This window comes from Serratia sp. JKS296 (genome assembly GCF_900215445.1).
Taxonomy (GTDB): domain Bacteria; phylum Pseudomonadota; class Gammaproteobacteria; order Enterobacterales; family Enterobacteriaceae; genus Serratia; species Serratia marcescens.
In genome coordinates this window covers 68,343-80,918 of the sequence record NZ_OCMX01000001.1, presented here as the reverse complement: position 1 = coordinate 80,918, position 12,576 = coordinate 68,343, and the positions used below count along the sequence as shown (strand labels likewise).

Genomic DNA, 12,576 nt, shown 5'->3' with positions numbered 1-12,576 from the left:
CACATGAAAAAACAACGCTTGAGCGTTGCCATGGCCGTTCTGGCAGCGGGCCTGTTGCTGGCGGGCTGTTCGTCCAAAGTCACCCAAACGTCGCAATATTCGGGCTTCTTGTCCGATTACAGCAAACTGCAGGAAACCACCTCACCAAGCGGTCATAAAACGCTGCGCTGGGTAGATCCAAGCTACAAGGAATCCAACTATCGCGGCATCTATTTCCAACCGGTAGTCTATTTCCCGGCGGAGAAACCCACGGCGCGCGTCAGCCAGGACACGCTGAACAAGATTAAGGCCTACGCGACCCAGCGAATCAAAACCGCGCTGCAGAACCGCTTTACCATTCTGCCAAGCCCGACGGGCTCGCGCGTTCTGGTGGCCAAACTCGCCATCACCGCCGTTTCGGCCGAAAACGAAGACATGAAGTTCTATGAGGTGGTGCCGGTCGCGGCGGTGGTTGCCAGCACTATGGCGGCTACCGGGCACCGGACGCAAAATACCGCGCTGTATATCGAAGGCGAGTTGATCGACCAGGATACCGGTAAAACGGTGCTGGAAGTGGTACGCAAGGCCTACGGTAAAACCGTCAACAACGACAGCACGCCGGTCACGGCGGATGACGTCAAGGCGGCGATCGACGACATCGTTACCGATATCACCAACTTCCCTAAGCAGGGCTGACCGCCGCCTGAAAAACACAGGGGGAGCCGAAGCTCCCCCTGAATGGATACGCAAACGGCGTTCAAATGCCGTCGCCGTACTCGAAGCCGTGATTGGTGCCGTTGAAGTATTGGTCCATATCCATCGACGGCGTATCGCTCTCCGGCCGCCCGACGATGCGCGCCGGCACGCCGGCGGCGGTGGTGTGCGGCGGTATCGCCTGCAAGACCACCGAGCCCGCGCCGATCTTCGCGCCCTTGCCCACTTCGATATTGCCGAGAATTTTGGCGCCTGCGCCAATCATCACCCCTTCACGGATTTTCGGATGACGGTCGCCGCTGGTTTTACCGGTACCGCCCAGGGTGACCGACTGCAGGATAGAGACGTTGTTCTCCACCACCGCCGTTTCACCGATCACGATGCCGGTGGCGTGGTCGAGCATGATGCCGCAACCGATGGTCGCCGCCGGGTGGATGTCCACGCCGAAGGCGACGGAAATTTGATTTTGCAGGTAGATCGCCAGCGCCTGCCGCCCTTGCTGCCACAGCCAGTGACCGATGCGGTAAGCCTGCAGCGCATGGAACCCCTTCAGGTAAAGCAGCGGCGTGGAGTATTTATCGACCGCCGGGTCGCGCAGGCGCACCGCGAGGATATCGCGCGCCGCCGAAACGATCATCTGGTTGTCAGACTTGTAGGCCTCTTCCACCACCTCGCGCACCGCGATGGCGGGCATGATCGGCGTGGCCAGCTTGTTGGCCAGCATATAGCTGAGCGCGCTGCCCAGATTCTCGTGCTTGAGCAACGTCGCATGGAAAAAGCTGGCCAGCATCGGTTCACAATCAGCCAGTGCTCGCGCTTCTGATTTAATGCTGTTCCAGACCTGTTCCAACTCTTCTGACGACATCACATACCCCTTTACCTTGCCAAACGGGCCGCTTCACACGGTAGCGCGAAGCGGCCCAGGTCATTTGCGGGGTCAGCATTCAGCTGCCCCGACATATCGTTTTATGTCACGCGCTGGGTTTTTCGTCCTTTCGGGCTCGCCCCAGCAGGCTCAGCGCCGCTTCGCGGGCGTCCTTGTGGCAGTAAAGCACCTGATAAATCTGTTCGGTGATCGGCATTTCCACACCGTGCCGCTGCGCCAACGCCAACACCTCTTTGGTATTGCGATAGCCCTCGACCACCTGACCGATACTGTCCTGCGCTTCCTGCACGCCTTTACCCTGCCCCAGCATAATGCCGAAGCGACGGTTGCGCGACTGGTTGTCCGTGCAGGTTAGCACCAGATCCCCCAGCCCCGCCATGCCCATGAACGTCGAAGGATCGGCGCCCAGCGCAGAACCCAGACGGCTCATTTCCGCCAGCCCGCGTGTAATCAACGCGGTACGGGCGTTGGCGCCGAAACCGATGCCGTCGGACATGCCGGCGCCGATGGCGATCACGTTCTTCACCGCGCCGCCAAGCTGCACGCCGATGAAGTCGGGATTGCTGTAGACGCGGAAGCTCTTGCCGCAGTGCAGCAGCTGTTGCAGATCGTCGGCGAACTGCGCATCGGTCGCCGCCAGCGCGATCGCCGTCGGCAGGCCGGCGGCCAGCTCTTTGGCGAACGTCGGCCCGGAGAGCACCGCCAGCGGGATCGTCTCGCCCAGCGCCTCACGCGCCACGTCCTGCAGCAACCGACCGGTTTCCGCTTCCAATCCCTTGGTGGCCCACACGATGCGGGCGTCCGGGCGCAGATGCGGCTTCAGCTGGCGCAGCACGTCGCCGAACACGTGGCTCGGCACCACCACCAGCACGTCGCGGCTGGCGGCCAGCGCACGCGCCAAATCGGCTTCAAGCAGCAGGGTATCGGGGAAGGGAACGTCGGGCAGAAACGCCTGATTGCAGCGATCGTGCTGCAACGTTTGAATTTGCGCGGGGTTGTGCCCCCACAGCACTACGGAATGGCCGTTACGCGCCAGCGTAATGGCCAATGCGGTGCCGTACGAGCCGGCACCGATAACAGTCATTGAAGCATTGACGGTGTTCATCAGGCATCCTGATGTGGTGCGGCACCTTCGCCTTCCGCCTGCTGCTGCAGATAGTTCATGAACAGCGCGTCAAAGTTGACCGGTGCCAGGTTCAGCTGCGGGAAGGTGCCGCGGGAAACCAGGCTGGTGATGCACTCGCGCGCATACGGGAACAGGATGTTCGGGCAGTATGCGCCCAGGCAATGCGCCAGCTGCGTGCCTTCGATGCCTGCTACCGAGAAGATGCCCGCCTGTTGCACTTCGCACAGGAACGCCGTCTCTTCGCCCAGGGTCGCCGTCACGGTTACGCGCAGTACCACTTCATACACTTCGTCAGCCAGCTGGCTGGACGCGGTATCCAGATCAAGTTTAACTTCCGGCTGCCATTCCTGCTGGAAAACCTGAGGCGCGTTCGGCGCTTCGAAGGAGATATCCTTGGTATAGATACGTTGGATCTGGAAAGCCATTTCGGTGCTGTTTTGTTCTGACATGTGAGTAATACCCTTGGTTAAACGTCCTTATTGACACTCGGTGAACCGGCAAGCTGCTTAAAGCAGCGGATCCAGGCCGCCGCGAGCATCGAGTTCATATAAATCATCACAGCCGCCGATATGCCGGCCGTCGATGAAAATCTGCGGCACGGTAGTGCGCCCGCTGCGCTCCATCATCACTTCGCGCTTGGCGTTATCGCCGTCGATGGCGATCTCGTTAAACGCCGCGCCCTTGCTGTTCAACAGCGCCTTGGCGCGATGGCAGAACGGACAGGTCGCTTTGGTGTAGATATCAATGTTAGCCATGGATTGCCACCTCAAATAGGTTAAACGGTTACTTACCGCGCACCAGCGGCAGGTTTTCTCCGCTCCAGCCGGCGATACCGTCTTTCAGCATCGTCACCTTTTCAAAACCGGCCTTGCTCAGGTTCTCCGCCGGCTCGCGGGAGGCGGTGCCGTTGGCGCATACGACGATGATCGGCTGCGCTTTGTGTTTTTCCAGCTCGCCCAGGCTGCCGCTTTTGATTTCGCTGGCGGTCAGGTTAATGGCGCTGGCCAGGTGACCACGGCGGAAATCGTCGCGGCTGCGGGTGTCGACCACCACGGCTTCTTCTTTGTTGATCAGGCGGATAGCTTCACCGCGGGCGATCTCTTTGACCTTGGAGAAACGGCTTTTGAAAGTCATGACGATCACGGCGACCAGCAGAGCGATCCAAGCCAGGCTCAGAATCGGGTGTCTGCTTACGAATGGCATAATTTCTTGCAGCATGGGGTGTAACAACTCCCGTCAGTTAAGGGATAAATAAGTCAAGGTTCCAGAGTATACCTGCCGAGTGCGGCAAATACAGCCAATAAGCAAGCGCGATTGTAGAAACTGCGGGCTGCGCTGAGAAATTCCCGAGGTCAGAGCATAAAAGCCCGCGCGATTCGCCGCAACCTTGATCTCTTTGGGCTATTTCTCGCCGGCGGCGATGTAAAATCAGCCGGTTTTTCGAGGGCGAATAGCCATGCTTGCGGCGGGCGCATGGCTATTCGCAGCTTAAAAAGTTCATAAGAGGTCAATGCAATGTCGAACAACAAAAAACCGATGGTCCTGGTGATCCTGGACGGTTACGGCCACCGTGAAGAGCGGCAGGACAACGCGATCCTGAACGCCGGCACCCCGGTGATGGATCGTCTGTGGCGGGAGCAGCCGCATACGCTGATCGCCGCCTCCGGGCTGGATGTCGGCCTGCCCGATGGGCAAATGGGCAACTCCGAAGTCGGCCACGTCAATCTGGGCGCCGGGCGCATCGTGTACCAGGATCTGACCCGGTTGGACAAAGCGATCGCCGACGGCGACTTCTTCGCCAACCCGGTGCTGACCGCCGCCGTGGATAAGGCCGTGGCGGCTGGCAAGGCGGTGCATATCATGGGCCTGCTGTCGCCGGGCGGCGTGCACAGCCATGACGAGCACATCCTGGCCATGATTAAACTGGCCGCTCAGCGCGGCGCCAAAGCCATTTATCTGCATGCCTTCCTCGACGGGCGCGACACGCCGCCGCGCAGCGCCGAAGCCCCGTTGCAGCGCTGCCGCGAGGCCTTCGCCACGCTGGGCGTCGGGCGCATCGCTTCACTCATTGGGCGCTACTACGCCATGGATCGCGACAACCGTTGGGATCGCGTGCAGCTGGCCTATGACCTGCTGACCGCGGCCAAAGGCGACTCCGTGGCCGACGATGCGGTCGCCGGCCTGCAGGCCGCTTATCAGCGCGGTGAAAACGACGAGTTCGTCAGACCGACCGTGATCCGCGCCGCCGGCGAGGCCGATGCCGCGATGCAGGACGGCGACGCGTTGATCTTCATGAACTTCCGCGCTGACCGCGCGCGCCAGATCACCCGCGCCTTCGTGAACGCGGATTTCGACGGTTTCCCGCGCGCCAAACAGGTGCAGTTCGGCGATTTCGTGATGCTGGCCGAGTACGCCGCCGACATCGACACCGCCTGCGCCTATCCGCCGGCGCCGCTGGCCAACACCTTCGGCGAATGGCTGATGAAGCACGACAAAACCCAGCTGCGCATCTCGGAAACCGAAAAATACGCCCACGTCACCTTCTTCTATAACGGCGGCGTGGAAGCGCCGTTCAAGGGCGAAGACCGCGTGCTGGTCAACTCGCCGCAGGTCGCCACCTACGATCTGCAGCCTGAGATGAGCGCCGCCGAACTGACCGACAAGCTGCTGAGCGCCATCCGCAGCGGCAAATACGACGCCATCATCTGCAACTACCCGAACGGCGACATGGTGGGGCATACCGGCGTGTATGACGCGGCGGTCAAAGCGGTGGAAACGCTGGACGCCTGCATCGCTCAGGTGGTTGACGCGGTGCGCGACGTCGACGGTCAGCTGCTGATCACCGCCGATCACGGCAACGCCGAGCAGATGCGCGATCCGGCCACCGGCCAGGCGCACACCGCCCACACCAGCCTGCCGGTGCCGCTGATTTACGTCGGCAAACCGGCGCGCGCGGTCGAAGGCGGCAAGCTTTCGGACATCGCGCCAACCCTGTTAACGCTGATGGGAATGGAAATCCCGCAAGAGATGACTGGTAAGCCGCTGTTCATCGTGGAATAATCCTTCTCCATGAGGGAGAAGGCGTTTTTTGCACTATCAAGGGTAACCCGAAGCGCAAACGCAGGCAGCCGGCCGCTGCCTGAACGCACCGCGCCAAGGACGTTCACCGCCATGTGCGCCAGCGTATTTTGCGCTGGCGTCTTGCTGTTGCCGCTCGCCGGCCAGGCGGCGGAAGACAATAAATCCCAGTTGAAAGACATCCAGCAGAGCATCGCCGAGAAAGAAAAAGCGGTGAAGCAGCAGCAGCAGCAACGCAGCTCGCTGCAGGATCAGCTGCGTCAACAGGAAAAAACCATCGCCCAGGCCAGCCGCCAGTTGCGCGACACCCAGGGCACGCTCACCCAGTTGGGCAAGGACATTTCCGGCCTGAACGCCTCGATAGCCAAACTGCAAAAGCAGCAATCGACCCAGCAAAACCTCCTCGCCAAACAGCTCGACGCCGCCTTCCGGCAAGGGCAGCACAGCGCCGTTCAGCTGATCCTCAGCGGTGAAGAAAGCCAGCGCAGCGAACGTATTCTGGCCTATTTCGGCTATCTGAATGAAGCGCGCCAGAAAACCATCGAAGAGTTGAAACAGACCCGCGCCGAGCTGGCGAAGCAAAAAACCACGCTGGTGGCTAAACAGGGCCAGCAAAAATCCTTACTGAGCGAACAACAGACACAGCAGCAGAAGCTGGAGCAGGCGCGCGGCGCCCGCAAGAAAACGCTGACCGCGCTGGAAGCTTCGCTGGAAAAAGACCAACAACGCCTGGTGGAACTGCGCCAAAACGAAGCCCGCATGCGCGACAAGATCGCTCGGGCGGAGCGCGAAGCCCGTGCGCGCGCCGAACGCGAAGCGCGTGAAGCGGCCAAAGTGCGCGAACAGGTGCGCATCAAGGAACAGCAGGCGAAGAAAACCGGCACCACCTACAAACCTAGCGAAGCCGATCGCTCGCTGATGGCGCGAACCGGCGGCCTCGGCCGTCCGGCCGGCCAGCTGATGTGGCCGGTGCGCGGCCGCACGCTGCACGGCTTTGGCGAGCAGCAGCAGGGCGAGCTACGCTGGAAAGGCATGGTGATCGAAGCCCGCGAAGGCAGCGAAGTGAAAGCCGTCGCCGATGGCCGCGTGCTGCTGGCCGACTGGCTGCAAGGCTATGGCCTGATGGTGGTGGTCGAACACGGTAAAGGCGACATGAGCGTGTACGGCTACAACCAAAGCGCGTTGGTCAACGTCGGGGCGCAGGTGCGCGCCGGCCAGCCGATCGCGCTGGTCGGCACCAGCGGCGGCCAGGGAACGCCGTCGCTCTATTTCGAAATCCGTCGTCAGGGACAGGCGGTTAACCCACTGCCGTGGTTGGGAAGATAGATTTGCGTTATGTCAAAACCCGTACAGCTTTGTTAATCGGCTGTCTGCTGCAGGTTTACGCTGCGCAGGCAGGAAAACTCTCCATCGTCATCGATGACGTGGGCTACCGCCCTCACGAAGAAAATGCGGTGCTGCAAATGCCGACGGCGATCTCGGTCGCAGTCTTGCCCAACGCGCCGCATGCCCGCCTGATGGCCACCCGCGCCCACAGCCAGGGCCGCGAAGTCTTGATCCACATGCCGATGGCGCCGCTCAGCAAGCAGCCGCTGGAGCGCGATACCCTGCAGCCTGCCATGAGCAGCGACGAGATCCAGCGCATCATCCGCAACGCAGTGAACAACGTGCCCTACGCGGTCGGCATGAATAACCACATGGGCAGCGCCATGACCTCCAGCCTGCCGGGCATGCAGAAAGTGATGCAGGCGCTCGAAAGCTACCGCCTGTACTTCCTCGACAGCATGACCATCGGCAGCAGCCAGGCGACCCGCGCCGCGGCCGGCACCGGCGTGAAGGTGATCAAACGCAGGGTGTTCCTCGACGATACCGCGAACGAAGCCGACATCCGCCGCCAGTTCAACCGCGCGGTCGAATTGGCGCGGCGCAACGGATCCGCCATCGCCATCGGCCACCCGCGCCCGGCGACGGTGAAGGTGCTGCAGCAGATGCTGCCGTCGCTGCCCGCCGATATCGTGCTGGTCAAACCGAGCGCGCTGCTGAACGAACCGCAGGGCAACGGCGGTGGCAGCTACGTCCCGCCGCCGGTCAAACCGCAAAAACCGCAGCCGAAGAATCCGTTCAGCGGCGGCATCAAGCAGTGCAAGGTCAAACCGCCGAAGGAAAAAACCAACGCCGGCACCGCGCTGGGCGTTATCGCCGACAGCATTGCCACCTCGCCGCCGGTGAACTTCATCAAGCGTCATTGGCAACACTGGACGCAAGCCAAACCGCAAGCATAAAAAAGGGCCGGAATTCCGGCCCTTTTCACATTTGCCGAGATTAATCCCAGCTCAGCACCACTTTGCCCGACTTGCCGGAGCGCATGGCGTCGAAGCCCTGCTGGAACTCGTCGATCGAGAAACGGTGGGTGATGATCGGGGTCAAATCCAGACCGGACTGGATCAGCGCCGCCATCTTGTACCAGGTTTCGAACATTTCACGGCCGTAAATCCCTTTGATAAATAGCCCCTTGAAGATGACCTGATTCCAGTCGATCGACATATCCGAAGGCGGAATGCCCAGCATGGCGATACGCCCGCCGTGATTCATCGCATTAAGCAGCGTGCGGAACGCCGGCGGCGCGCCGGACATTTCCAAACCGACGTCGAACCCTTCGGTCATGCCCAGCTCAGCCATCACGTCGCTGAGGTTTTCCTTGCTGACGTTCACCGCACGGGTCACACCCATCTTGCGCGCCAGTTCCAGGCGGTATTCGTTAACATCGGTGATCACCACATGGCGAGCGCCGACGTGTTTGCACACCGCCGCCGCCATGATGCCGATCGGGCCGGCGCCGGACACCAGCACGTCTTCCCCGACCAGATCGAACGACAGTGCGGTGTGCACCGCGTTACCGAACGGATCGAAGATCGAAGCCAGCTCGTCGGAGATGTTATCCGGGATCTTGAAGGCGTTGAACGCCGGGATCACCAGGTATTCCGCGAAGCTGCCCGGACGGTTCACGCCCACGCCGACGGTGTTGCGGCACAGGTGCGTGCGGCCGCCGCGGCAGTTGCGGCAGTGCCCGCAGGTGATGTGGCCTTCGCCGGACACGCGATCGCCGATGCTGAAGCCTTTGACTTCCTGACCGATCGCCACCACTTCGCCCACATATTCATGGCCGACCACCATCGGAACCGGAATGGTTTTTTGCGACCACTCGTCCCAGTTGTAGATATGCACATCGGTGCCGCAGATCGCGGTTTTGCGGATTTTGATCATGATGTCGTTGTGGCCCAGCTCCGGCTGAGGCACGTCGGTCATCCAAATCCCTTCTTCCGCTTTCAGTTTTGACAGTGCTTTCATGGTTTTACCTTATGCAATAACGCCAAGATCCTTACCGATACGTGTAAACGCCGCCACTGCGCGTTCGATTTGCTCCGGGGTGTGGTCGGCGGACATCTGGGTACGGATGCGCGCCTGGCCTTTCGGCACCACCGGATAGAAGAAACCGGTCACATAGATGCCTTCCTTGAGCAACGCATTGGCGAATTCCTGCGCCAGCTTCGCCTCACCCAGCATCACCGGGATGATGGCGTGATCGGCGCCGGCCAACGTGAAGCCGGCGGCGGTCATTTTTTCGCGGAACAGACGCGCGTTGGCCCACAGGCGATCGCGCAGGGCATCGCCCTCTTCCAGCAGTTCCAGCACTTTGATCGACGCGGCGACGATCGCCGGCGCCAGCGAGTTGGAGAACAGGTACGGGCGCGAACGCTGGCGCAGCCACTCCACCACTTCTTTCTTGGCGGCGGTGTAGCCGCCGGACGCGCCGCCCAGCGCTTTGCCTAACGTACCGGTGATGATATCGACGCGGCCCATCACTTCGCAGTATTCATGGGTGCCGCGCCCGTTGGCGCCGACAAAGCCCACCGCGTGAGAGTCATCCACCATCACCAGCGCCTGGTATTCGTCCGCCAGATCGCAAACCCCTTTCAGGTTGGCGATCACGCCGTCCATCGAGAAGACGCCGTCGGTGGCGATCAGGATGTGACGCGCGCCGTCGGCTTTGGCCTGCTTCAGCTGCGCGGCCAGCTCGGTCATGTCGTTATTGGCATAGCGATAGCGCTTGGCCTTGCACAGGCGCACGCCGTCGATGATCGACGCGTGGTTCAGCGCATCGGAGATAATGGCGTCTTCCGGGCCGAGCAGGGTTTCGAACAGCCCGCCGTTGGCGTCGAAGCAAGAGGAGTACAGGATCGCGTCTTCCATGCCTAAAAAGGCCGCCAGTTTCTGTTCCAGCTGCTTGTGGCTGTCCTGGGTGCCGCAGATGAAGCGCACCGACGCCATGCCGAAACCGTGGCTGTCCATGCCAGACTTGGCGGCGGCGATCAGCGCCGGGTGGTTGGCCAGGCCCAGGTAGTTATTGGCGCAGAAGTTGATCACATGGCTGCCGTCGGCGACGGCGATATCCGCCTGTTGCGCGGAGGTGATGATGCGTTCTTCCTTGAACAGCCCTTCACTGCGCGTGGCGGCAAGCTGTTGTTCCAACTGCTGATAAAAAGACGCTGACATTCGGTTATCTCCAGGATTGGGCTATTTGCGGCATATTTTACTGATTTGTAACCAAACTGACGAGAATGCGCGGGAGAGAATATTAAAATTGCAGCAGATATCACGGCAAACGGCGGACTTCAATGGCAATGCGGGATATTCGGAGCCCTTCCGCTGTTTGCCGCGGCATGAAATGCTATTATAACCGCCATTGAGCGTGGGGCATTGTGCCCCGCCAGGCAGCTTAGCAGGGGTAACCCAATGATTATCGTCACAGGCGGCGCCGGCATGATCGGCAGCAACATCATTAAGGCACTGAACGACAAGGGATATCGCGATATCCTGGTGGTGGATAACCTGAAAGACGGCACCAAGTTCGTCAACCTGGTCGATCTGGACATCGCCGACTATATCGATAAAGAAGACTTTATCGCCAGCATCGTGGCCGGCGACGATCTGGGCGATATCGAAGCGGTGTTCCACGAAGGCGCCTGCTCCGCGACCACCGAGTGGGACGGCAAGTACATGATGGACAATAACTATCAGTACTCCAAAGACCTGCTGCATTACTGCCTGGATCGCGAAATCCCGTTCTTGTATGCCTCCTCCGCCGCCACTTACGGCGGCCGCGAAGAGTTCATCGAAGAGCGTGAGTATGAAGCGCCGCTCAACGTGTACGGCTACTCCAAATTCCTGTTCGATCAGTACGTGCGCGAGATCCTGCCGGAAGCGGACTCGCAGATCTGCGGCTTCCGCTACTTCAACGTTTATGGCCCGCGCGAAGGCCACAAAGGCAGCATGGCCAGCGTCGCCTTCCACCTGAATACCCAGATCAACCGCGGCGAAAACCCGAAACTGTTCGCCGGCAGCGAAAACTTCAAGCGTGACTTCATCTACGTCGGCGACGTGGCGGCGGTTAACCTGTGGTTCTGGGAAACCGGCAAATCCGGCATCTTCAACTGCGGCACCGGCCGAGCGGAAACCTTCCAGGCGGTAGCCGACGCGGTGGTGGACTTCCACCAGAAAGGCGCTGTGGAATACATCGAGTTCCCGGAGAAGCTGAAAGGCCGCTATCAGGCGTACACCCAGGCCGATCTGACCAAGCTGCGCGCCGCCGGCTACGACGCACCGTTCAAAACGGTCGCCGAAGGCGTGAAAGAGTACATGGCCTGGTTGAACCGCACCGCATAAGCTGAAGGAATTAACGCTGGGTATGAAAATACTGGTTATCGGCCCTTCTTGGGTTGGCGACATGATGATGTCGCAAAGTCTCTATCGCACCCTGAAGGCCGAATACCCGTCGGCGGAGATCGATGTGATGGCACCGGCCTGGTGCCGCCCGTTGCTGGCGCGCATGCCGGAAGTCAATCAGGCGCTGGCGATGCCGCTGGGCCACGGCGCGCTGGGGTTCGGCGAGCGCCGCCGCCTGGGGCGCGCTCTGCGCGCCAACCGTTACGATCGCGCTTACGTTCTGCCCAACTCGTTCAAATCCGCGCTGGTGCCCTTCTTCGCCGATATCCCGCAGCGCACCGGTTGGCGGGGCGAAATGCGTTACGGCCTGCTGAACGATGTCCGCGTGCTCGACAAGGCCGCCTTCCCGCTGATGGTGCAACGCTATGTGGCGCTGGCCTATGACAAAGGGCGCATTCAGCGCGCCGACGATCTGCCGCAGCCGCTGCTGTGGCCGCGGCTGCAGGTGAGCGACGAAGAGATCGCCGACACCACCGCGGCCTTCAACCTGACCGACAGCCGCCCGATCGTCGGCTTCTGCCCGGGCGCAGAATTCGGTCCCGCCAAGCGCTGGCCGCACTATCACTACGCGGCGCTGGCACAACGGCTGATCGAGAGCGGCTATCAAATCGCGCTGTTCGGTTCGGCGAAAGACCATGAGGCCGGCGAACAGATCCGCGCCGCGCTGCAGGAAGACGCCCGCGATTTCTGCCTTAACCTGGCCGGAAAAACCCAGCTGGAGCAAGCAGTTATCCTTATCGCAGCCTGCCGGGCGGTGGTCAGCAACGACTCCGGTTTAATGCACGTTGCCGCAGCGTTGAACAAACCGCTGATAGCCTTGTACGGCCCAAGCAGCCCCGACTTCACGCCGCCGCTTTCCGACAAGGCGCGGGTCATTCGTCTGATCAGCGGCTACCACAAGGTGCGTAAGGGCGATGCCGAGCAGGGATACCACCAAAGTTTGATCGATATTCAGCCGCAGCAAGTGTTGGACGCGCTGACGCCGTTACTTGTCGCCAGCGAGGAATAA

13 protein-coding genes are annotated in these 12,576 nt (G+C 60.9%); 6 read left to right on the top strand and 7 right to left on the bottom strand.

All coding sequences use genetic code 11. The annotated features are described in order from the left end of the window. The first annotated feature begins 3 nt into the window (after positions 1–3). Positions 4–675 (top strand): DUF3313 domain-containing protein, encoded by a 672-nt coding sequence (locus CRO23_RS00425; protein ID WP_097101192.1) that lies wholly within the window; start codon positions 4–6, stop codon positions 673–675. Positions 676–736: 61 nt separating this feature from the next. On the opposite strand, the gene cysE is transcribed toward CRO23_RS00425, so the two are convergent. The 5 genes from cysE to CRO23_RS00400 form a co-directional block, all read right to left on the bottom strand. Then, positions 737–1,558: a serine O-acetyltransferase gene (gene cysE / locus CRO23_RS00420; RefSeq protein WP_004931135.1), complete on the bottom strand. Its 822-nt coding sequence runs from the start codon at positions 1,556–1,558 to the stop codon at positions 737–739. 106 nt (positions 1,559–1,664) lie between these two features. Beyond that, a complete protein-coding gene (gpsA, locus tag CRO23_RS00415; RefSeq protein ID WP_016929701.1) occupies positions 1,665–2,684 on the bottom strand; it encodes an NAD(P)H-dependent glycerol-3-phosphate dehydrogenase in 1,020 nt (339 codons plus the stop codon). Then, positions 2,684–3,154, bottom strand: coding sequence for a protein-export chaperone SecB (secB, locus tag CRO23_RS00410; RefSeq protein WP_004931139.1), 471 nt, complete (start codon positions 3,152–3,154; stop codon positions 2,684–2,686). Before secB ends, gpsA begins: the two co-directional genes overlap by 1 nt. Positions 3,155–3,211: 57 nt before the next feature. Further along, positions 3,212–3,460, bottom strand: a complete 249-nt coding sequence (grxC, locus tag CRO23_RS00405; RefSeq protein WP_097101191.1) for a glutaredoxin 3 — start codon at positions 3,458–3,460, stop codon at positions 3,212–3,214. Positions 3,461–3,488: 28 nt separating this feature from the next. Further along, positions 3,489–3,923 carry a rhodanese-like domain-containing protein gene (locus CRO23_RS00400; RefSeq protein ID WP_016929700.1) on the bottom strand — a complete coding sequence of 145 codons (435 nt, stop codon included), beginning with the start codon at positions 3,921–3,923 and terminating at the stop codon, positions 3,489–3,491. A gap of 297 nt (positions 3,924–4,220) precedes the next feature. Between CRO23_RS00400 and gpmM the strand changes: the two genes are divergently transcribed. Genes gpmM through CRO23_RS00385 form a run of 3 tightly spaced genes read left to right on the top strand, consistent with a single transcriptional unit; the run spans position 4,221 to position 8,065 of the window. After that, positions 4,221–5,765: a 2,3-bisphosphoglycerate-independent phosphoglycerate mutase gene (gene gpmM / locus CRO23_RS00395; RefSeq protein WP_097101189.1), complete on the top strand. Its 1,545-nt coding sequence runs from the start codon at positions 4,221–4,223 to the stop codon at positions 5,763–5,765. Between the two features lie 9 nt (positions 5,766–5,774). After that, positions 5,775–7,109: a murein hydrolase activator EnvC gene (gene envC / locus CRO23_RS00390; RefSeq protein WP_028128084.1), complete on the top strand. Its 1,335-nt coding sequence runs from the start codon at positions 5,775–5,777 to the stop codon at positions 7,107–7,109. A 2-nt stretch (positions 7,110–7,111) separates the two neighbouring features. Next, positions 7,112–8,065 (top strand): divergent polysaccharide deacetylase family protein, encoded by a 954-nt coding sequence (locus tag CRO23_RS00385; RefSeq protein ID WP_016929698.1) that lies wholly within the window; start codon positions 7,112–7,114, stop codon positions 8,063–8,065. A gap of 40 nt (positions 8,066–8,105) precedes the next feature. Here CRO23_RS00385 and tdh read toward each other — a convergent pair whose 3' ends face one another. Continuing rightward, complete coding sequence (tdh, locus tag CRO23_RS00380; protein ID WP_016929697.1) at positions 8,106–9,131, bottom strand: L-threonine 3-dehydrogenase; 1,026 nt, start codon at positions 9,129–9,131, stop codon at positions 8,106–8,108. A gap of 9 nt (positions 9,132–9,140) precedes the next feature. Beyond that, positions 9,141–10,337, bottom strand: a complete 1,197-nt coding sequence (gene kbl, locus CRO23_RS00375; RefSeq protein ID WP_004931154.1) for a glycine C-acetyltransferase — start codon at positions 10,335–10,337, stop codon at positions 9,141–9,143. Positions 10,338–10,577: 240 nt separating this feature from the next. On the opposite strand from kbl, the gene rfaD reads away from it, so the two are divergent. Together rfaD and rfaF are read left to right on the top strand one after the other, a co-directional pair. Then, complete coding sequence (gene rfaD, locus CRO23_RS00370; RefSeq protein WP_016929696.1) at positions 10,578–11,507, top strand: ADP-glyceromanno-heptose 6-epimerase; 930 nt, start codon at positions 10,578–10,580, stop codon at positions 11,505–11,507. A gap of 22 nt (positions 11,508–11,529) precedes the next feature. Beyond that, positions 11,530–12,576 carry an ADP-heptose--LPS heptosyltransferase RfaF gene (rfaF, locus tag CRO23_RS00365; protein WP_097101188.1) on the top strand — a complete coding sequence of 349 codons (1,047 nt, stop codon included), beginning with the start codon at positions 11,530–11,532 and terminating at the stop codon, positions 12,574–12,576.

Bases quoted from the DNA above. Each gene is read 5' to 3' on its own strand.
- CRO23_RS00425 (WP_097101192.1), top strand. From the start codon at position 4: ATGAAAAAACAACGCTTGAGCGTTGCCATGGCCGTTCTGGCAGCGGGC.
- grxC (WP_097101191.1), bottom strand. From the start codon at position 3,460: ATGGCTAACATTGATATCTACACCAAAGCGACCTGTCCGTTCTGCCAT.
- kbl (WP_004931154.1), bottom strand. From the start codon at position 10,337: ATGTCAGCGTCTTTTTATCAGCAGTTGGAACAACAGCTTGCCGCCACG.
- CRO23_RS00400 (WP_016929700.1), bottom strand. From the start codon at position 3,923: ATGCTGCAAGAAATTATGCCATTCGTAAGCAGACACCCGATTCTGAGC.
- rfaF (WP_097101188.1), top strand. From the start codon at position 11,530: ATGAAAATACTGGTTATCGGCCCTTCTTGGGTTGGCGACATGATGATG.
- envC (WP_028128084.1), top strand. From the start codon at position 5,775: ATGAGGGAGAAGGCGTTTTTTGCACTATCAAGGGTAACCCGAAGCGCA.
- gpsA (WP_016929701.1), bottom strand. From the start codon at position 2,684: ATGAACACCGTCAATGCTTCAATGACTGTTATCGGTGCCGGCTCGTAC.
- cysE (WP_004931135.1), bottom strand. From the start codon at position 1,558: ATGTCGTCAGAAGAGTTGGAACAGGTCTGGAACAGCATTAAATCAGAA.
- gpmM (WP_097101189.1), top strand. From the start codon at position 4,221: ATGTCGAACAACAAAAAACCGATGGTCCTGGTGATCCTGGACGGTTAC.
- tdh (WP_016929697.1), bottom strand. From the start codon at position 9,131: ATGAAAGCACTGTCAAAACTGAAAGCGGAAGAAGGGATTTGGATGACC.
- secB (WP_004931139.1), bottom strand. From the start codon at position 3,154: ATGTCAGAACAAAACAGCACCGAAATGGCTTTCCAGATCCAACGTATC.
- rfaD (WP_016929696.1), top strand. From the start codon at position 10,578: ATGATTATCGTCACAGGCGGCGCCGGCATGATCGGCAGCAACATCATT.